The 20,321-nt window shown below is 36.9% G+C and carries 15 protein-coding genes and 1 riboswitch; of the genes, 8 read left to right on the top strand and 7 right to left on the bottom strand.

The window, feature by feature from the left end; all coding sequences use genetic code 11:
* Positions 1-107: 107 nt before the first annotated feature.
* From B5D25_RS07955 to rffA, 7 genes are all read right to left on the bottom strand, one after another.
* Positions 108-1,520 (bottom strand): polysaccharide biosynthesis protein, encoded by a 1,413-nt coding sequence (locus tag B5D25_RS07955; RefSeq protein WP_078787446.1) that lies wholly within the window; start codon positions 1,518-1,520, stop codon positions 108-110.
* A 92-nt stretch (positions 1,521-1,612) separates the two neighbouring features.
* Entirely contained in the window at positions 1,613-3,430 is a 1,818-nt protein-coding gene (locus B5D25_RS07950) for a hypothetical protein (RefSeq protein ID WP_078787445.1), read from the bottom strand.
* 14 nt (positions 3,431-3,444) lie between these two features.
* Positions 3,445-4,572, bottom strand: a complete 1,128-nt coding sequence (locus tag B5D25_RS07945) for an ATP-grasp domain-containing protein (RefSeq protein WP_078787444.1) — start codon at positions 4,570-4,572, stop codon at positions 3,445-3,447.
* Between the two features lie 22 nt (positions 4,573-4,594).
* A complete protein-coding gene (locus B5D25_RS07940) occupies positions 4,595-5,548 on the bottom strand; it encodes a glycosyltransferase (protein WP_078787443.1) in 954 nt (317 codons plus the stop codon).
* 25 nt (positions 5,549-5,573) lie between these two features.
* A complete protein-coding gene (locus tag B5D25_RS07935) occupies positions 5,574-6,827 on the bottom strand; it encodes an ATP-grasp domain-containing protein (protein WP_159444116.1) in 1,254 nt (417 codons plus the stop codon).
* An 18-nt stretch (positions 6,828-6,845) separates the two neighbouring features.
* The gene (locus B5D25_RS07930) at positions 6,846-9,971 is read right to left on the bottom strand and encodes a fibronectin type III domain-containing protein (RefSeq protein ID WP_159444115.1); all 3,126 of its coding nucleotides are present in this window, start codon (positions 9,969-9,971) and stop codon (positions 6,846-6,848) included.
* A 175-nt stretch (positions 9,972-10,146) separates the two neighbouring features.
* On the bottom strand, positions 10,147-11,271 hold the full coding sequence (rffA, locus tag B5D25_RS07925) for a dTDP-4-amino-4,6-dideoxygalactose transaminase (protein WP_078787440.1): 1,125 nt from the start codon (positions 11,269-11,271) through the stop codon (positions 10,147-10,149).
* 208 nt (positions 11,272-11,479) lie between these two features.
* Here rffA and B5D25_RS12730 point away from each other — a divergent pair, with 208 nt between their 5' ends.
* The 8 genes from B5D25_RS12730 to B5D25_RS07890 all read left to right on the top strand — a co-directional run bounded on the left by B5D25_RS12730 (position 11,480) and on the right by B5D25_RS07890 (position 20,263).
* Positions 11,480-11,620, top strand: a complete 141-nt coding sequence (locus tag B5D25_RS12730) for a hypothetical protein (RefSeq protein WP_143000657.1) — start codon at positions 11,480-11,482, stop codon at positions 11,618-11,620.
* 101 nt (positions 11,621-11,721) lie between these two features.
* Positions 11,722-11,801: riboswitch (cyclic di-GMP riboswitch) on the top strand.
* 163 nt (positions 11,802-11,964) lie between these two features.
* On the top strand, positions 11,965-13,341 hold the full coding sequence (locus B5D25_RS07920) for an InlB B-repeat-containing protein (RefSeq protein ID WP_078787439.1): 1,377 nt from the start codon (positions 11,965-11,967) through the stop codon (positions 13,339-13,341).
* Positions 13,342-13,515: 174 nt separating this feature from the next.
* The gene (locus tag B5D25_RS07915) at positions 13,516-15,321 is read left to right on the top strand and encodes a hypothetical protein (RefSeq protein ID WP_078787438.1); all 1,806 of its coding nucleotides are present in this window, start codon (positions 13,516-13,518) and stop codon (positions 15,319-15,321) included.
* Between the two features lie 4 nt (positions 15,322-15,325).
* Positions 15,326-16,648: a phenylacetate--CoA ligase family protein gene (locus tag B5D25_RS07910; protein ID WP_078787437.1), complete on the top strand. Its 1,323-nt coding sequence runs from the start codon at positions 15,326-15,328 to the stop codon at positions 16,646-16,648.
* Between the two features lie 170 nt (positions 16,649-16,818).
* A complete protein-coding gene (locus tag B5D25_RS07905; protein ID WP_078787436.1) occupies positions 16,819-17,790 on the top strand; it encodes a fibronectin type III domain-containing protein in 972 nt (323 codons plus the stop codon).
* A gap of 394 nt (positions 17,791-18,184) precedes the next feature.
* Positions 18,185-18,619 carry a 50S ribosomal protein L13 gene (gene rplM, locus B5D25_RS07900; RefSeq protein ID WP_078787435.1) on the top strand — a complete coding sequence of 145 codons (435 nt, stop codon included), beginning with the start codon at positions 18,185-18,187 and terminating at the stop codon, positions 18,617-18,619.
* 17 nt (positions 18,620-18,636) lie between these two features.
* Positions 18,637-19,032 (top strand): 30S ribosomal protein S9, encoded by a 396-nt coding sequence (rpsI, locus tag B5D25_RS07895; protein WP_078787434.1) that lies wholly within the window; start codon positions 18,637-18,639, stop codon positions 19,030-19,032.
* A gap of 205 nt (positions 19,033-19,237) precedes the next feature.
* Positions 19,238-20,263, top strand: coding sequence for an STAS-like domain-containing protein (locus tag B5D25_RS07890; protein WP_078787433.1), 1,026 nt, complete (start codon positions 19,238-19,240; stop codon positions 20,261-20,263).
* The last annotated feature ends 58 nt before the right edge of the window (positions 20,264-20,321 follow it).

Here is a 20,321-nt window from a genome sequence, read left to right as displayed (position 1 = left end):
AAAATGAAAATGTATGATAAATAAAAATGTATGACAAAAGAACATATGTGAAAATTTCAAACGCACATCGTGATATCAAATTGAAACATATAAAACATAAAAAAAGACTACTTTTTAGTAGTCTTTTTTTTGACTCCGACGATAAGGATTATAAGGAATATTACCGTTAGTAGAGCCATAAGTGATGTATAGAAAATTGAAGCTCCGAGGATCTCGTATTTTTTAACGACTTTATTTGAGAACAGAAGTGCTACGAGAGCGACGAGTACGTAACCGTACATCGTGTATTTCTGGCATCTTATAATTGTTATTACCGAACTGAGGAAGCCTGTCATACCAAGGAAGCCTGCACCGATCATAAGGATCATAAGAGAAGTCTTGAAAGGCTTCAGGTTAGAATTAAATACGACAGATAAAACAGGAATTCCTAAGAAGTAAGCTCCTACAAGGCAGACCAAAGTTAGTAAAATAAGTATAAATACCTGCTTCAAAGATTTTTTGACGAATTTGTCGATTCGGCCTTCATCCCAAAGTTTTGAGAGAGGATAAATCTGCGGCATGAAAATGAAATCATTCAGCATATATATTACATAGATTGGCTGTGTGATTATTCCGTAATATCCCTGTATGTCATTTGAAAGAGTTGAATCAATGGCATATTTTGGTGCGTTTGCGATATAAAATGCAAGGAATGTTCCGGCAAAAAGAGGGAAGCAATGCACAAGAAGTGCTGAAACTCTTTTCCATTTTGAGGTACTTACCGGAGTAGCATCTGTTACTGTATTATTGTCGATATTTTTTGATAATTTATCTGCAGTATTTTTTGCATGTTTCTCAGTAGTAACATTTTCAGTAGTAACATTTTCAGTAGCAACATTCTCAGCGGTCTCGCTTACAACTGCGACTGGTTTGGTGAGATGCTTTGTCCAGAGAGTAAATATAATAAATACAACGAACGTCGAAATGGTAGTTATGATCAGTGAAATAAGCTGGTCCTTTGTTATTATTATTGAAATTACGTATGCGATGATAAGGAGTGTCATACGAATAGTCATGCAGCGTCCGGCAACATCCAGTCGGTTGTTCTGCTGATATGCACCGTGATAAACGCTTTCGTAAGCATCGACAGCGTTGAATAAGAGCATCCATATCATTACATTCATTTTGTAAGAAGAATAATTTTTGGTTGCAGCTGCGTAGAAGATATATGCAGTTCCGAAAAGCAGCATTGCAAATACGGTAATAAGTCTGGTCAGATGATAATCTTTAAATGAATATTTACGCTTAACATCAGAGACTTGATAATTCCTCATGCCGTAGTGGCCCATTTTATAGAACAGGCTGGCATTTGTATATGCAATGTTGAAAATGCCTGCTGCAGCAAGTCCTACGGTTCTTTTCAGAACTATAAGCATTATTGTACTTTGAAATGCATGAAGCAGACAGCCCAACATATTCCATGTATAACTGTTTTTGCTTATATTTTTATCATAAAGTAAAAATGATCTAACCGGTTTCATTACATCACCTATATAATATGTTATTTGTTTTTCATGAAGTATCACTGTTTTGAACTACCGAAAATACAATTCGTTAAACAGTATTATTCATATCACTGCTTTTTGATTTTCCAGATATATAATCCGTTGACTATATCCACAAGTTCCTTCCTTGCATTAGGATAGTAGTACTTCTGGATAAAGCGGAGCTTAACATCAGAATAATAGTTATCTACGAGATATATATCGTCATTTACCAGGTTCTTGATCGGGCTATCCGGATCAAGACCGTGATCAATGAGAAGCTGCTTTTCAGCCGGATACTGCATGGTAACACTTCCGAAATGCATATAGTTCTCATTGAAAAATCCCATAGGAATGCGCTCCCATGGCTTATAATTGAAATACATTATCTGAATCGATGATGAAAAATCCATAACAAAATATTTATCATCGTTATTTTCTACATAGCGAAGAAAATCAGCATAAAGCTGTCTGTCATACACATTTGTATGATATTTCTTAACATTATAACTTCCTGATGAGATAAGAGAATCATAAATATTCTGCGAATATTCCTCATCGGTACGTTTTGATGCTGAATCAGGAATAAATGCAAATGCCTGGATCAGTAAAGCTGTTAAAGAAATATATTTGATAGCTTTTTTAAGCTGTTTTGGAACGTCTTTTACCTGATTTCCGCACAGCATTATGACGATTGCGCAGCTTATGAAAATAGTATATTCGACACGGTAAACAACACGTCCAACCCACGAGAAGTAAAGGAGTCCTGCGAGAGCAACAAGCATGGAAATGATATAATATGCAAAGCCTGAAGGACATAGTATTGTCATGATCACGAATATTATAAAGATTCCCCAGCATACTCTGTAGCGCATATAGTCCCTTGTTAAGAGATTTTCGCCCAGGTAGTTTACATTATGTGTAACTTTATCGCTGGCATTTTTGAGGATTTTATGAACATTCGAAAGAGTTGCATCATCATAGATATTTCTGTCCATGAAGCACCATGATCTGAACATAAGATAGTCTGTTTCATTCAATCCGATAGCTTCGAAATCCTCTTTGACACTATCATAACCCAGAAATGAAACATCGGTTATATCGGATCTGAGAGTGGCGTAATTACGGAAATTATCATAAGAAGCCTGTCTGCTCCATAATGCCTTATTGATATATTTTCCTGCGTAAGCAATGCCGATAAGGAAAAGGCAGGCAGCGAATCTGATGATTATTTTCTTAAGTTCCGAACTGAAAGATGATTTTTTGATACTGCTGATTGAGTAAAATATAAATAAAATGAATAAAAACGGAAGAGCAATAAAAATCGCCTGGAATCGTAAGAAAATGCCAAGTATTGCTATAAGAGAACCTAAAATAATATTTATGATCCGTCCCTTTTTCTGTTCGCTGAAAAGTCCCGAAATGAAAAGAACTCCGCCGGCTACAGCCGCAGCCACAGATGTCTTTGTGAACTGTGGAATGACATAGAGATCGGCTGAAAAATACGTCAGGAATATGAGATATAAATATGTGAAGATGCCCATGCCATAGCGCTTGATAAATACATAGGTTAATGCTGTTAAAGCAACAAATGAAAGACCTATGATAAATACAAAATACCAGCTGATTCCGGGAATCAGTGTATATAATATTTTGAGTGGATATCCGAGAAGAATATTTGAAAATAATAGATGGACATCGTAATATCCTATGGATTTTTGTGTATATGCGCCGGATATTACACTGTCAACTATATAATCGTCCGAAACTTCGTATTTGATATTGCAAAATACGAGAGCAAGGACGAGTATAATGAGATTTATAAGTATTGCCAAAGATGCAGGTGATTTCAGAAAATTAGTTATATGAAATTTATGAGTTTTACTTTTATCATTCATTGGTTTCATATTATCCTCTGGTTCTAAGGAAGGTATCTCTGGGCGGTCTCAAGATCGCCTGTATGGAATATGAAATAACCATGCCTTGAAGAACTGTCTGTAACTTCTGATGACAGATCATCATCAATTTCGAAAGCATCTATAAGCTCCGGATGTTCTGCACGGATCTTCTTAAGTGCTTCGGCATCATTTTCATCAAATATAAATCTAACTGCTGAGTAGTTATAATGATCTTTTGGTTCAAGTGAAGGTTTTTCTCCGAGAGCAACCTTTACTACAGCTTCAACGAAATCAATTCCTGTAGAAAGTTTAACAAGATCGCTTCCGATGAAATCACCGCCCATACGACCGCCGATTTCGATGATATTTACATTATGATCATCGTCAATCTTGAGTTCGCAGTGAGATGCTCCGTTTGTAAGCTGAAGAGCATCAAGAGCAGGAAATACAAGTTTTCTGATTTTGTCCATATCTATACCCGGAGCCGGTTCAATATGTCCGGTCTCGATATAGTTTGGTGAACCTGTTGTATATTTTCTTGTGACTGAAAGAAGAGTATGCTGTCCCTTAAATGAAATGCTTTCAACGCTGTATTCATTTCCTTCAGCAAATTCTTCAACAAGGGCAGCATTTTCAAATGACTGCTCTTTTGCGAGTTTGATCGCTTCAGATAATTCGGCATCACTGAAAACCTTTGTGATTCCGCGGCTTCCGGAGCGGTCTGTAGGTTTAACGATAAGCGGATATTTTCTCTTGTCGACAGGAACGTCGTCAATGCTGTCCGCAGGTATACTCATAGGTGAAGCAATATTATTAATTCTGAATGCTTCCCTCATTAAACGTTTATTGGTTGATAATTCAGTAGCTCTTATTGAATTTCCCGGAAGTCCGAGCTTTTCAGCTACATGATTAACAGCAACTGTTGCAAGGTCGGAACCGATGGTGCAAATACCATCAATGCCGATTTCTTTACATTTTTCAAGAATAGCGTCTGTTTCGCGGATGCTGATAGGGTAGAAGTAATCTGCAGTTGTTTCACCTATGTCTCCGCTTGCCCAGGCAAATACATGAGTTTCAAGACCCATCTCTTTAGCTTTAAGAATAAGTGGATTTTGAAAATGTGATGCACCGATAATTGCTAACTTTTTCATTTTGGTTCCTTTCAAGAGATGATCACTCTTTGTTCTCATTTTCGATATTATAAGTCTCGCGTATTATTGATTGTCCCGGACTGCTTTGTCCGACATAGATTCTTCCGACGTACTCACCGAGTATTCCGAGAAGTACCATGATAACACCGCCGATAAAAAGTATAGCGGCCATGATTGAACTATAACCGGCGAAGACAGATGGGTCGACTATCTTTCGGATTATAACATATAATCCGTAAAGAAGACCGATAAATGCGATAAATATTCCCATGAGTGACGCAAGTCGGAGTGGCTTAACGGAGAAGGCTGTAAAGCCGTTCATCCATATTCCAAGCGACTTCTTAAATGTATATCCTGATCTTCCCGCTGCTCTGTTTCTTTCTTCCATCGGAACCATTGCAATATTTCTGGTTACACTGAGGGAAATACCTTCCAGATAAGGGAAAGGCTGATTATACTGTGTCATTGCATCGCATACAAATCTCTTTCTGACGATGAAGTTACTGAATTTGAAATCCTTTGGCTTATCCAGAAGCCATACGGACATTTTATTATTTACGGCACTGCCGAACCTTTTAATAAGGCCCTCTTTCTTAACTTTGTACTGTGCCATTGCCATATCATAACCATTTTCAACCTGTTCAACAAGTTCGAAGACGTGGTCAACAGGACACTGACCGTCATCATCAACATTGCACACTAATGAGCCGGATACATATCTATATCCGGCTAAAACTGCTGCATGTTTACCTTTGTTTATTGAACAATCTATAACTTTGATTTTCTTATTGGTAGAAGCAAGATCTTTAAGAACAGAAATGACATTGTCAGGTGAACAGTCATTTACCGCGACAATCTCATAATCGTATTTATCCTGCTTTGAAACGGTATCAATGATCTCTTTTATAACATTTGAAACAGTTTTTTCACTCCTGTAACATGGTATGACAAAACTGATAAGATTTTCCTTTTTCATTTTAAAACATCCTTTAGTAAATGCTCTAGTTCATATTAAGGATCATGTTTTCACCATTGTCATCGATTACTTCGATAGTATTTTTGACTTTGGTTATTGCTTCGTCAAGTTTCTCCTTTGTGTCACTGTATAGATAGATCCTTGCCATAACCTGATTGAGAGTACCCTTACCGGTATTTACTGCGCCTTCCTTGATAAACTGAACGATATCAATTGTCTCAGGCATAGCCTTTATCTCATCAAGTCCATTTATTTTAGCAACTTTTCCTTCTTTTAGCAATACTACAAGAACAAATGCAGGTTTCTTAAATCTAGGGTTGTCATATTTTAAAAGATCCCATTTGCCGAACTTACCTGTGAGAGCGTAAGTAATATGCATTTCAACCTGGTCGATCTCATTCTGATTACGGATCTGCACATAGCCTGCGCCGCCTGTAAGACGAAGACCCATTTCGAAGAAGATCAGGCTGTCATTCTCAACGAATCCCTGAAGGAAGAATGTAGCATTCTTTAATCCAAGGTCGCTGACCATATTCTGAAGCTTGTCATGAACTTCAGAATAATATTTATCAATATATTTGGAAGGGAAGCTGTAGCCCACAGGCTGCGGAGCATATCCTTTCTGTTCATCATTAAGTGCTCTGTCTGCCATAGCTGAAAGGCTGAGGACGCCATCCTTAACGGTGAAATAAAGATATACATCATCACCGTAGATATATCTTTCCACAACTACTTCCTTGGCAGAAGAAAAGTCAAGAGCGTGCTCGATACAAGGTGCTATGTCCTTTGGCTCGTAGCATACAGAGATTCCTTTGCTGCTGTAGCTGTCAGCAGGTTTAATAATGATAGGGAAATTAATCTCTTCAGGTTTCTCAGTATATATTTCCTTTGGAATATCCTCAGCAACTCTTATACCGTGCTTACGGCACATTTCCTTGAATTTTCTTTTATTTATTGTATGCTCGATCTGGTCCGGTGTTGCATAAAACGGAAGTCCGAGTCTTTCACAGGCAAGACTGCATGGAAGAAGATTTACATCAACATAACCGGTGAAAATACCGTCTGCATGAACATCCTGTGCAAGCTTTACGATAGCATCAACATCTGTTGTACTTACATCATAAGCCTCATCTGCGATAGCCTTTGATGGTGATTTTTCAGCAGGATAATAATCAGTAACGATAGTATATACTCCGAGCTCGCGAGCTTTTTCGATAACGTGTCTCATAAGCGAATGTCCGCCCAGAAGTAACAGCCTTTTCCCTTTTAATTCTGACATTTTCATACCTCTTAAATGTTATTTTGTCTTTGCACCTTCAGGGGCGCAGAAATCACTATAAACTTTAGTTCCGTTTATAGATTTATATGCTCTTACTTTATAATAGTAAGTAGTCTTTGATTTGAGTGATTTGTTTGTAACAGTAGTTCTGTTATAAATACCGATCTTGGTCCAGGTTCCGCCTGTTTTCTTTGTTGACCTGTATAACTCATAATAAACAGCTCCGTTAACGGTCTTCCAGTTAAGCTGTATAGAAGAGGAGTTCACTCCTTCAGCAGAGATTATAACAGGTTTGGCAAATTTCAACAATCTGTTTACGTTGGTTGAATAACTGCCGTAATTAACTGTGTTATTTTCCTTGATCGCAGCCTGAACTTTGAAATAATATGTATTTCCTGTAACAAGATTCTTAAGTGCGCATGAGGTCTTGGTATATACTCCATGCTTTGTCCATGTAATCTGACCGGAAGAGTTCTTAAGTCCTTTATATACATGATAAGATGTTGCACCCGGAACGGAGTCCCATTTGATATTAACGGAATTATATGTTCCGCCTGTGATCTTAAGTCCTGTTACCTGAGGAACAGCTTTAGTCTTTGCACTTACAATACTGCTGTAATCGCTGTAGACTTTATTGCCGTTTACAGTTTTATATCCACGTACTTTATAATAAAATGTTTTGTTTGCAGTGAGATTAGAATTATTCGCCGTATTTGTCGAATATACACCAATCTTAGTCCAGTTTGTACTTGTCGCACTTGTTGCTCTATAGAGCTCATAATAAGCTGCGTCAGGAACAGCATTCCATTTGAGTGTGATCTTGCTGGTGGATTGAACAACTGCACTGAAGCCGGATGGCGTAGCAATTGTATATTTGTATCCTGTATCGGAAGAGTAATCGCCGTAATACTTTGTTCCGTCGATTTCTTTATAAGCACGGATCTTGAACCTGTAATCCGTTCCGAGAGCAAGGTTGTCAAATTTATATTCTGTATTGCTGACATGGTCTATAGAATTATAATAGCTTCCGTTGATAGATGCAAATACCTCATATCCATCTGCACCTTCAACAGGGGTCCAGCTTAAATCAATACTTCCGTTATTAAATGCAGAAGTTAAGTTCGCAGGCCTGGAAAATGGTATAAATACATCAATCGGCTGTCCCATAGGGCTGACCGATGAATCATTTTTCGCATATACTGTAAAATGATAAAGGTTGCCCTTTCCAAATGGCATATATATCGTAGTTTTAACTGTATTTCCTGAAGCAGGTTTTGCTACGATGGAAAGGTTGTCCGTCCATTTAGGTGAACCATTTCTCTTTGAGCTGACTGAGTAAGATGTTGCACCTGCTGTATTTTCCCATGTTAATTCCACATAGCTTGATGTCTTGGAAGAAACTCGTGGGACAGGAGCAGTAAGTACAGTTATTTCAGGCTGGTCCATGCTCCAGTCGCTGTAAAGATTTCCGAATACCGAACGTACTTTATATTTATATGTTTTGCCTGCCGCTACTGTGTCATCACTGAATTTATTTGTGTCAGTTGAAAATGAAACAGCATTTTCTTCAGGATTATTATCATCTGTGCAAATACGCTCTATCTCATACGAAGTTGCATTTTGAACATTACTCCATGACAGTTTTACACCTGAAGAAGTACGTTCAACTATAGGCGATGGCATTTGGAGATTGTTGATTGGTCTGAGACATTCAAACGAGTTACTTACCGCATAGGATTCTGCAGCGGTTGAATTGCCACATGTTATAACAAAGTTCTTAACAGGAACAGCTTTTCCTGTCGAAGAGCTTTCCACATAGCCAAGAGCTTCCGATCCTATGGTTGTTACTGAAGTTGGGATATAGACCGAAGTAAGTTTAGGGCAGCGGAAGAATGCATTTTCACCTATTTCCGTAAGTGAATCGGAAGGAAGTGAGATGCTTTCGAGTTCGCTGAGATTATTAAATGCATTGTTACCTATCTTCGTAATTCCGTCTCCGATAACAACGGATTTTACAGGAAGATCCTCCCAAGGTCTCTTGGTTCCTAAAGGATAATCTTTTATCTCTCCGGTTCCGGTTATTGTAAGTATACCGACACTGTTATATGACCATTTGATCGAATCATCATAGATATATTCCGGAGTGAAATCCGAATCATCTACTACGTGAGAATCGGAATAATCCTTTTCGGATATATCATAGTTGCTGAACATATCTACAAAAGTAGATGAGATTACGTGATCCTTGAAATTCTCTTCTCCACGGAGAAAATAAGAATAGTTAAATGGGTGGTTATAAACAGAGTCCCAAGTTGAATCAAGATAGTAGTAGCTTCCGTCCAATTTTACAATGTTCCAGCCGTGACCAAGATTTGTTCCTGTTGATTCATCATATACATCGCCTCGGATGAATCTTGCATCAACTCCTGCACGGAGAGCCATATTGTAAAAAAGGCTCGCATAACCCTGACAAACAGCAGTACCGTTTATGAGAGCCTGATACGCAGAACGGTATTTGAGTCTCTCGGTAGGTGTTTCGCCGGAGTTATTAAATGAATATCTGACATGTTGACAGATAAAATAATATATAGCCCTGACTTTTTCGTAGTCGGACATGCTTTCAAGAGGAAGAGAAGCCATATAATCATCAAGATACTTATCGAGCTCATCTTCCTCTTCTTTAGTTGTATAATATGTAAATCTGAAACGGTAATACTGTATTCCGTTTTTCCAATAAATATCATCAGCTTTTACACTGTATGTATTGTGAAGCCATCTCAGATAATCACCTTCATCAGGTACTCCGGTATGCTTAACGGCTTCGTCAAAAAGCTTACTTGGAAAACCGGAAACTCTGAAAGTGATGCCAAGAGTAATCACCTCATTACGATTCTTCATTTCCTGCCTTACATATGCGCCGGCATCTTCCAAAGAATCGTATACAGGAATTACTTCTTCCTCCTCAGCATCTCCCGGAGATGCTTTGTCTATATCATCATTATCCGTGTCACGATAAATGACATGTGAATTCCTCTTGTAATTTTGATCATTTCCGAATCTAAGTGAATTTAAAGAGGAGGAAAGTGGACTTAAAGCTAAGGCCGAGACCATAGCGATATATAAAAATCTATTTTGATTTTTCATGATCATCCCTCCTTACTTATCTATAAAATACTGTATATTGCGATAACACAAATTGAGAATTCTATAAAACAATAATAAGATCATTCTTTCCGACAAAATGATATCAGAATTGTTTCACTGATAAGAGGTTTCGGAGTTGGATATTATATATTTATGATAATTTATGATCTGACTATTAAAGAACCTTTTTGAGCTTCTCAGTAACAGTAAGTGCATCCTCTGTTGTCATATCTGCAAAAAGTGGAAGACGAAGAACTCTTTCTCCGTACTCTTCTGTAACAGGACATGACTTAGGATCATATCCGAGTTTGAGACCCATTGGTGCAGAATGTAAAGGAACATAGCAGATATAAAGATAAATGCCATCTTTCTTGAGTTCCTCAGCTACTCTTGTTCTTACTTCTGTTGAAGGAAGAATGATATTGAACATATGACCATTATGAGTAACATAATCAGGAACTGTCTGAAGATCAAGGCGTCCTTCTTCTTTAAGTGGAAGAAGAGCATCATGATATGTGTTCCAAACATTAAGTCTCTTCTGCATTATCTCATCGAATCTCTCCATCTGAGAATAAAGTAAAGCTGCAAGAATGTCAGAAGGAAGGAATGAAGAACCGATATCATGCCATGTATATTTATCAACCATTCCCTTAAGTAACTGACGACGGTTTGTTCCTTTCTCACGAAGGATTTCAGCTCTGTCAAGATAAGAAGTGTCATTTATAACGATAGCGCCGCCTTCGCCCATAACATAGTTCTTTGTTTCATGGAAACTGTAACATCCGAGCTCTGAAAGAGTTCCTGCTGAGCGGCCCTTATATGTAGATCCTACTGCCTGTGCAGAGTCTTCGATTACATGAAGATTATGTCTTTTTGCTATATCATTTATAACATCCATCTCACAAGGAACACCTGCATAATCAACAACATAAATAGCCTTTGTCTTATTTGTGATAAGATCTTCAATCTTTGTCTCATCGATATTCATTGTATCTCTTCTGATATCACAGAATACAGGTTTGCTTCCTCTAAGCATAAATGCGTTGACTGTAGAAGAAAATGTAAATGAAGGAACGATTACTTCATCACCTTCTTCAAGTTCTATAAGAAGTGAAGCCATCTCAAGAGCGGCTGTACCGGATGTTGTAAGAAGCATATTCTCAATTCCGAGAATGTCCTTGAATTTCTCATAAACCTTTGCGGTGTACTTACCGTCTCCGGAAAGAATGCTGTTCTTCATAGCGTCAACAACATGTTCGATCTCTCTATCAGTGATCGAAGCCTTATTAAATGGAATCATTTTTTTAATACCTCTCTATTTTTGTGATCTTTAAAATCTTCGGCATTTTCATCATCTTGTGCTTTTATATATGCCGTCTTTTTATAAGTATCTATATATAGTAATTTTAGCATATAATAGGTAGTGTGTCAAAATGTCAAAAGAGCTTTATTGTTATGGTTTTGCGTGATAAACTTGTAACAAATGAACAATTTTAGGGGTATGAAATATGGGGGAAAGTTTCCTTCGTACAACTGATCTTTCCGGAAAAAAGATTTATTCGGTTGTGACTCATGGAGGCAGCGGATTTGGAGACTCCATCAAGGATACAAAGAAATATACTTCAGCAGAAATGCGCTTAAATACGTAATTACAGAGCTTTTTTGTAATTGCGTATTTTTATAGCTGTTTATTAAGGAGAAATTAAGAAATCATTGACGTGAGGTTCATATTTTAATATAATAGAGACATAAAAATGTTCGGCAAAACAAGAGAAATCTTGCGACGCAAAGTTATATGACTTTCAGAGTTTTAGGCAGCAAGTTGCATTCGTATATCGCATCTGTCGTTGGATTTATTAACGGCATGATGCTGTTTTTTTTGTTTAAATTCAATGCATTAGTCTGATACATGAAAAAGTATAACGAACATACGGAGAAAAGGTTACCTGGGGCATTAATATTCAAAAACTTATAAGTGGGGGAAGTGATCAGCATGAAAAAAATAGTTAGAGCCGGAGCGTATCTGCTCGTATTCTTTATAATTCTTTTTACCGGAATACCGGTTCAGGCCGAAGAAGGCGGAGCATCATTTGAGTACAAACTAATAATAACCGATAAAGACGGGCGTGAGGTTCACAATCCTCGCAGTTTAAGTTCAGGTGATAAGATCAATGTGGAGATAGAATTGACAAGAACGGATGATAATTCTAATTCTTATGATTCTTACGGTATAGAGTTTCGTTTGTCGACACTCGGATTAGATTATAATAATGATGGTATTTCATTCCGTGAAGGAACTAAGATAACAAAACAGGTTTTCGATGATGGCGATTCAGTCGGTTTTGCTTATTATGATATGGAGCAGAAAGGTGAGGCTGTAGCAAATCCATCCGTAGTGGGGAAATGGACTTATACCGTTTCTGATCCGGAAATGATCAATATTTCCGTTCCTGTTGCCATCGTATTTCTTACTAATGATAATACTCCATACGAACCGGTCGGAAATGCAAAACTTATTCTTGATCCGAACGGTGGAGAGATAGTAGGAAAAGATGTCAGTGGTGATTATAAATCAGGAACCAAAGTTACACTTCCTGAGGTTAAGTATGGTGATAATAAGCTTGAAGGATGGAGCGATGGAATACGCCTTTATCAGCCGGGAGATGAATTTATAGTTACAGGTATCACCACATTAAAAGCCAAATGGGGCGAAGTGGAAAGAAGCAGACAGATTGATTTTGATCCGAACGGCGGTACAATTAAAGGAGAAAATCCAAGCGGAAAATATGCTGACGGTGAATCAATCACCATTCCGGAAGCGGAACGTAATAGCTATTCATTAAACTGCTGGGTATTGGGAGATAAAGAATTTAAACCGGGTGATACTTATATAGTCGACAACTCAGCTATATTTATAGCAAAATGGGATCTGCTTGAAGCAGCAGCAACCACTGAAGAAGTCGGGGGAGAAGATAAAACAGAGCCGGAGAAGTCGTCATTTCCTATTATCTGGATCGTAATACCTGCAGCTTTGGTTGCAGCAGGGCTTTGTACATTCCTGATTTTATGGAAAAGAAAGCTTGTCAAATACAGTCTTGTTGACGGTTCAATAGTTCTTTCGTATCGTGACGTCAGTGCTGACAGTAAGGTTACAGTCATCCTCTTTGACGAAGGTAAGAAGAATAAGCTTGGAATCAGTGATCTTGTAAAAGCCGGAGATAAGCTTACATTTATCAGCGGTACAGGCGCACTTGAAGGAATTAAAGAAGGTAAATATAAGGGACGACTTGATATACAGTGCGAAAATCCGAAGACCATTAAATATAAGGATGTACGCATAAAAGTGGAGTCAAAGAAATATAAGAAATAATGATAAAAAGGCGCTGTTCGTATGAATGGTGCCTTTTATTTAAATGAGATTACCGGATTAAATCCATAAATATAGGGCGGTAAAAACGTTTTTTACATTTGATTTACAAAGAAAATAAAGTATGATAAAGTTTATTATATTTATTTATATGATTATATTTTTTGGAGGAAATATATGAGCTTGAATGACAGGAATAGTAGCAAACTAAAGCAGCTATTGATATGCATTGTAGCGGTTTTTGCATTATTCTGGGGGCTTTCTAAAATATTTGTCATATTGCTGGTTTCACCTGACGATATTGCGTATCAGAAAATTCTTTCCGGAACTACAACCGGAACGCCGGATGGACATGCATATTTCTTAAGATACCCATTAGGACTTTTAATTTCATTATTATATAGAATTTATGATGGAATATCATGGTATCAGATATTTCTTATCGGATCGTTGGCAGTATCTGTTTTTCTTGTGCTTTCGAGAGTTATAATAGTGGCAAAAGAGAAAAAAGCAGGCTACTTTATACTTGCTTTAATTCTGGTTTCCATTCTTTATGCCGCAGATATTGTTCATCTTGAATGGACAGCAACAGCCGGTGTTATCGGAGGAACTGCTGTATTCAGATATGTTACAATTCCGCAAAAACTCAGTGTAAAAAAGAGCATACGTGAATACGGAATCTGTATACTTCTTTATGCATTTTGTTTCTGTTTAAGAAATACTGTTGCTTATATGATGGCACCGCTCATCGTTGTTTGCTGGCTTTATAAACTTTACAATATTAATAAGAATAAAAGTTTCAAAACAAATAAGATAAAGAAGTTCGCTTCAAATCCGGAAAACCGTAGAAATGTATATTTTATAGCAACTATGCTTCTTGTTGTTGTATGTATCATGGTTGTTCATAAAATAGGATACGGCAGCAAAGAATGGCAGGATTATAAATATTACAACAGAGACAGATCTACTCTTATGGATTACTACGGATATCCTGACTATGAGACATATAAGAATGTTTATGATCATTCGGGAATATCATATGAAGCATATCTTCTTATGAGTGAGGATTATAACCTTGTTATCCCTTGCGATGACTTTAAGGAAATGGACATCAAAGAAATCGCAAAAATATCTAAAAAAGAAGGATCTAAGGATTTTTTCTCGAGAATCGAAAAAGCAGGAACAGACCTTAAAGACATTATGTCGGGAAGTAAGTATTTATCCTACAATCTTCTGGCTGCTGTTATTTTATTCTTCTGCTTCATTAATTATAAGGAAATGGATTCAACAGATCTTCTCTATATGATCACCTGTGTCGGATGGGGAATGCTTATGGTATTCTACCTTTCATTTGCAGGAAGACTTCCTGACCGAGTTATTAAATGTATATATGACGGCGTGATAATGGTTCTTTTTGGAAATGCATTTAATTACTGGAGCGGCCACAGGAAAGACAGTGCCGGAAATGGTCAGAAGTTTGTAAGATGCATCGTTTTTATACTTGGAATCATGGCACTTGGAATTATCGGTAAAAATGCTCTGAAAGATATTAGAAATAAAAATGAAAGTGCGAACAGAAAGTCTCTTGCCTACGGAGAGGTTTTAAAATACTGTGCCGAGAACGAGGATAACATCTATCTGCGAGATTTTTACTCTTTCTCTCAAAGAGGTGAGCAGTTCATGGATGAAAGCTACAATGTAGGAAATTATCTTGGAAGCGGCGGATGGTCATATAACAGTCCGATATATAGAGATATGCTTAAGGGACTTGATTGTGAGAATTTTAACGAGGCTCTCATAACAAAGGATAATATATATTACATTGTTTTAAAGAATAGAAGTAATGCGGTAACAAGAAGACTCAATAGGTATTTTGTTCATGAGAATATGCCTGTAAGAGCAATACAGGAAGAAGAATTTGATACCGAATATGAGACTGTAAGTGTAATACATTTTGTTCCGGATGATAGTTTGGAGAAGTAATAAAATGAGTAATGCTTTAAACAAAAAATTGCTTAATCTTTATGTTTTTAAGGATCTGATCAAAAGGAAAAAGACGCTTAAACGTGCAGTGAAGGATCCGGCTTACTGGATCACGGCTCAGAATAAAGAGATAGCGGATTTTGTAAAATATATTTATAAGATACCTTTTTACAGAAAAAGATTTGATGAAGCCGGAATCGGACCGGATGATATTAAGACCGGTGAAGATTTCAAAAAGCTCCCTCCGCTTACAAAGGAAGAGTACAGGGCATGGCTTTTGGAAGAAACCAAAGATAAGAATGCATATAAAGATTGGATGCATAGACAGACAACAGGTTCATCCGGAACGCCCCTTGACCTTTATAGCCTTCCAACGGACAGAGCTGCGGAGATAGCAAATCTCTTTAGATGTGCTTTACTTCAGGACAAAGGTTATAATCCATTTACGGGACGAATTTTCAGTACAATGGTACCAAAGCCGAAGGCTAAGAAGAAGATTTCAATCGGACCGACCAATATCCAGAAAAGCAGTATTTCCGAGCCTGACGAACTGGTTGAAGCATACAATGATGCAAGACCTGATTTCTATTATGGAAATAAAACAGCTGTGCTTATGATTGCACAGTATGCATTAGAGCACAATATAAAGCTTCATACTCCGAAATGTGTAGGTTCTATTTCGGAGGCCCTTGATGACAATGCCCGAAGAATGATCAATAAGGCATATGGCCCGGGAAGACTTTTTGATATCTATGGATGTGCGGAAGTAGGTAATTTTGCGGTAGATAGAGCGTCTGAACCGGGAAAGCATCTTATATGGAATGATACCCATGTGGCAAATCTTTACAATAAGAAAGCAGTCGAAGGGCAGGATAATGCTTATACAGGTCAGCTTATGCTGACATCTCTTATACATAGGGGATTTCCTCTGGTGAATTATATTGTTGGAGACACAGTTGAGATCACTTACGAAGACGGTGTTCCTTATATAACACGTATACTCGGAAGAACCAATGATGTTATTAAAAATGCAGATGGTTCTTCATTCAAGTGGATGCATATAAATCGTATAATGTTCGGAATAACTGATATTACTCAGTTTAGAATTGTTCAAAAGACATATACAGATCTTACATTTGTTCTTGCATCCCAGGATATGAGTGATGAGAGGAAGGCTGAGATAGAAGATACAATAACAAAAAGAGCCCGAGAAATCTTCGGAGAAGATATGAATAAAAAGGCTAAAAATATTACTTTTGAATGGCATGACAGGATTCCTCCTGATCCTACAGGAAAGATAAGAATCCTTGTTTCAGAAGTAAAATAATATATTCGATAACTTTCGTTATTTTTTTGTTTTTTCCTATTGACTATGCTTCTTAATGCAATTACTATGAAGTAGTATAGTGCGTTGGTGAGCATCTATGCTGATGAAAAGCATCCGGTTCGGTGGGGGATGATATTTCATTATAAAAGTATTTAGGGAGGATTTAAGTAATGAAAAAAATCAAAAAAATGCTTGCGCTTCTTATGGTAGCATTTGCGATTGTAACTTTGGTTCCTTCAATTGGCGAGGGAAAGAAAGTACAGGCTGCATCATATGTTCAGACAGGTGCAACAAAGACATCCGTATCATTCAAATGGCCTGCACAGTCAGGTGCAACTCAGTATTACATTGGCTATGGTCTTGATTCAAGTTCAGCTGATAGGATGGCTAAGTCAAAATCTATCGCTGTTGGTAGCGGAACAACATCTTATACAATAAAAGGACTTGCAGCTGCAAAGAGATATTGGATTTCAATTTACTACAACAAGAATGGTTATGTATACTACGCAGCAGGTGGATATGGAAAAACATTATGTAACATTGTTTCATACATAAGAGTTTTTGATTACTCAATTTCCAGAACAAGTAATGATGCATCTTGCAAGTTCCAGTGGGCTGAGAAACCATACGTTGATGGATATGAGTATGAAGTAAAGTCAAATGGCGGAACTGTTATTGCTTCAAACAAGACAACATATTCAAATTCAGCATATGTAACTGGTCTTAAGAAAGATGTTCAGTATAAGATTAGAGTTAGAGCTTTCTATACAATTAACGGCAAGAGGGTATACAGTGGATGGTCAAACAGTTATTTCTTTGTTCCACAGCCACTTGTTACCAGCGCAGTAATTGATAGCAATGGTCGACTTACACTTAAGTGGAATAAGGTTAAGTCAGTTAATTCTTATGAAATCTATATTTCTACAACATATGGCGGAACAGTAGGTTATAAGAAGGTTGCAACTGTTAACGGAGCTGATAATACATCAAAGGTACTTACATCATTTGATGGTAAGAAGTTCAATGCAGCATCAAAAGATTATTATATACTCATTCGTGCTGTAAGAAAGACAAGCTCAACAACATACTACAGTGGAACACTTAACTCAACAATTATTTCACCTATTTTCAAGGACAGATAATATAAACTATATTGATCTATATTTAATAGGATGCTTCAAATAAAGAATATTGGCGATAAAGGGATGTGGTTTTGACTACATCCCTTTTAAATTTATCAGCAGGACATTTATGTATAATGTAAGAAGAATTACACGGGGTCTTATAAGAAGAACATTATGCATTTTCTAGGAAGAATATTATGCATTTTGTAAGAAAAATATTATGTGTTTTATGATATGAATTATATGTATTTTTATAAGGAATTTTTTGTAATTATGTGTTGACATGAAATACCAAATATACTATAATCTAACTCTGTGACAAGACGTGACGAGCTCTAACCATGCCCCGGAATAGAGGGTCATCGGATTGCCGAATAGGAATAGAATAGATTTTTAAGGAGGAACTTTCGATATGAAGAGCTTTGTTGCAAGCCCATCAACCATTGAGAGAAAGTGGTACGTAGTAGATGCCACTGGACATACATTAGGTCGTCTTACATCAGAGATTGCCAAGATACTTAGAGGAAAGAATAAGCCTACATACACACCAAGTATTGATACAGGTGATTATGTAATCGTTGTTAATGCTGAGAAGATTAAGGTTTCAGGTAATAAGCTTAATGATAAGATTTATTACAGCCACTCAGACCATGTAGGCGGACTTAAGTCTATAACACTTAAAGAGCTCCTTGCTAAGGATAGCACAGAAGTTATCAAGCATGCAGTTAAGGGAATGCTTCCTAAGGGACCTCTTGGAAGAAGCATGATGAATAAGCTTTTTGTTTATGCAGGTCCAGATCACAAGCAGCAGGCACAGAAGCCTGAAGCACTTGAGATTAAGTATTAATTAAGGAGGAAGACATTATGGCAAAGGCAGCTAAATTCTACGGTACAGGAAGAAGAAAGAGCAGTGTTGCACGTGTTTACCTTGTACCAGGTTCAGGAAAGATTACTGTTAATAAGAAATCACTTGATGATTATTTTGGATTAGAGACACTTAAAGTTATCGTTAAGCAGCCACTCGTTGCTACAGGTGCTGAATCAAAGTATGATGTACTTGTAAATGTATATGGTGGTGGTTTCACAGGTCAGGCTGGTGCTATCAGACATGGTATTGCAAGAGCACTTCTTACAGTTTCAGCTGATTTCAGACCAACACTTAAGGCAGCAGGATATCTCACAAGAGATCCTCGTATGAAAGAGAGAAAGAAGTATGGTCTCAAAGCAGCTCGTCGTGCTCCTCAGTTCTCAAAGAGATAATCGTTTCACAACGTATTACGTCTTTGGACAATCATATACGACTTATTACACCTCAGGACAATTGTCCTGGGGTTTTGTATTTCCAAAAACTTTATAGTTATTCGTTTTAAAACCAAATATAGCGAATAAAAATGTGGTTAAGGCGAATAAAAATTGACATAAGACGAAAAGAGGGATAGTATTATTATTGAAAGGAGAAGCCGCTATGAAATTTAATGAGGAAAAAAAGCAGTCTATTATTATATATATGCTTGAAAAAATAGAGCAAAATGATGATAGAATATCCAAGGCTGTATCTGAGGCTTTTGGCGTAAACCAGAATACAATACATACATATATAAATGAATTGGTAGATAATAATATTATTAAACGTGTAAAACGAGGCAAATATGAATTAGTAAAAAAAGAGTATGAATATGAGCTTAAGCGCTCAAAAGGGGAATTGGAAACGGATACTTACGCTTATGAGCATTGCTTATTTGAATTCGTAAAAGAATTTGGGCAAAATGTTGAAGCCATTTGGAGTTATGCATTCAGTGAAATGATTAATAATGTAATGGATCATTCCCAGGCTGAAAGTGTAAAAATAATGGTGGAACAAGACTACATTAATACGCATGTTACCATTTTAGATGATGGGATCGGCATTTTTATGAAAATAAAAGAACACTTTGGATTTAGTACATTAGACGAAGCTATTTGTGAATTGTTTAAAGGAAAACTGACTACAGATGTGGAAAATCATTCTGGAGAAGGTATTTTTTTTAGTTCTAAAATGATGGATGATTTTTTTATTGTATCTAGTGGCAAGATTTTTACGAATAATAAATACGGAAATAGTAGAATTATTAATTTGGCAGAGAAAAATATAAAAGGAACCGGAGTGTTCATGAGTTTATCAAACTTTTCTCATAAAAATCCTCAAGAAGTGTTTGATCTTTACGCTAATATAGATGGTGGTTTCATTAAGACAAAAATACCATTGAAAAATATATTTGATACATCTCCAGTTTCCCGATCTCAAGCCAAGAGGGTATGCAATCGTTTAGAAAAGTTTAGGGAGATAGTAATAGATTTTGATGGAATACAATGGATGGGACAAGGATTTGCCCATCAAATCTTTGTTATCTTTTCAAGAGAACATCCAGATATACAGCTAATACCAATAAATATGAATGAAGATGTAACAAAAATGTATGTCCATGTTATGGACGATATAACATCGGCATAAAACATTAATTCGCTTTTGTGACATAATAATTCGCCATAATCTGCTTGTGTATTCGCTT

It is taken from the genome of Eubacterium ruminantium (genome assembly GCF_900167085.1).
Taxonomy (GTDB): Bacteria; Bacillota; Clostridia; order Lachnospirales; family Lachnospiraceae; genus Eubacterium_Q; species Eubacterium_Q ruminantium.
The sequence above is the reverse complement of the archived record's forward strand: the minus strand, read 5'-3'. Positions and strand labels throughout refer to the sequence as shown.

Bases quoted from the DNA above. Each gene is read 5' to 3' on its own strand.
- B5D25_RS07920 (WP_078787439.1), top strand. From the start codon at position 11,965: ATGAAAAAAATAGTTAGAGCCGGAGCGTATCTGCTCGTATTCTTTATA.
- B5D25_RS07910 (WP_078787437.1), top strand. From the start codon at position 15,326: ATGAGTAATGCTTTAAACAAAAAATTGCTTAATCTTTATGTTTTTAAG.
- B5D25_RS07950 (WP_078787445.1), bottom strand. From the start codon at position 3,430: ATGAAACCAATGAATGATAAAAGTAAAACTCATAAATTTCATATAACT.
- B5D25_RS07940 (WP_078787443.1), bottom strand. From the start codon at position 5,548: ATGAAAAAGGAAAATCTTATCAGTTTTGTCATACCATGTTACAGGAGT.
- rplM (WP_078787435.1), top strand. From the start codon at position 18,185: ATGAAGAGCTTTGTTGCAAGCCCATCAACCATTGAGAGAAAGTGGTAC.
- rffA (WP_078787440.1), bottom strand. From the start codon at position 11,271: ATGATTCCATTTAATAAGGCTTCGATCACTGATAGAGAGATCGAACAT.
- rpsI (WP_078787434.1), top strand. From the start codon at position 18,637: ATGGCAAAGGCAGCTAAATTCTACGGTACAGGAAGAAGAAAGAGCAGT.
- B5D25_RS07930 (WP_159444115.1), bottom strand. From the start codon at position 9,971: ATGAAAAATCAAAATAGATTTTTATATATCGCTATGGTCTCGGCCTTA.
- B5D25_RS07890 (WP_078787433.1), top strand. From the start codon at position 19,238: ATGAAATTTAATGAGGAAAAAAAGCAGTCTATTATTATATATATGCTT.
- B5D25_RS07945 (WP_078787444.1), bottom strand. From the start codon at position 4,572: ATGAAAAAGTTAGCAATTATCGGTGCATCACATTTTCAAAATCCACTT.
- B5D25_RS12730 (WP_143000657.1), top strand. From the start codon at position 11,480: ATGGGGGAAAGTTTCCTTCGTACAACTGATCTTTCCGGAAAAAAGATT.
- B5D25_RS07955 (WP_078787446.1), bottom strand. From the start codon at position 1,520: ATGAAACCGGTTAGATCATTTTTACTTTATGATAAAAATATAAGCAAA.
- B5D25_RS07935 (WP_159444116.1), bottom strand. From the start codon at position 6,827: ATGTCAGAATTAAAAGGGAAAAGGCTGTTACTTCTGGGCGGACATTCG.
- B5D25_RS07915 (WP_078787438.1), top strand. From the start codon at position 13,516: ATGAGCTTGAATGACAGGAATAGTAGCAAACTAAAGCAGCTATTGATA.
- B5D25_RS07905 (WP_078787436.1), top strand. From the start codon at position 16,819: ATGAAAAAAATCAAAAAAATGCTTGCGCTTCTTATGGTAGCATTTGCG.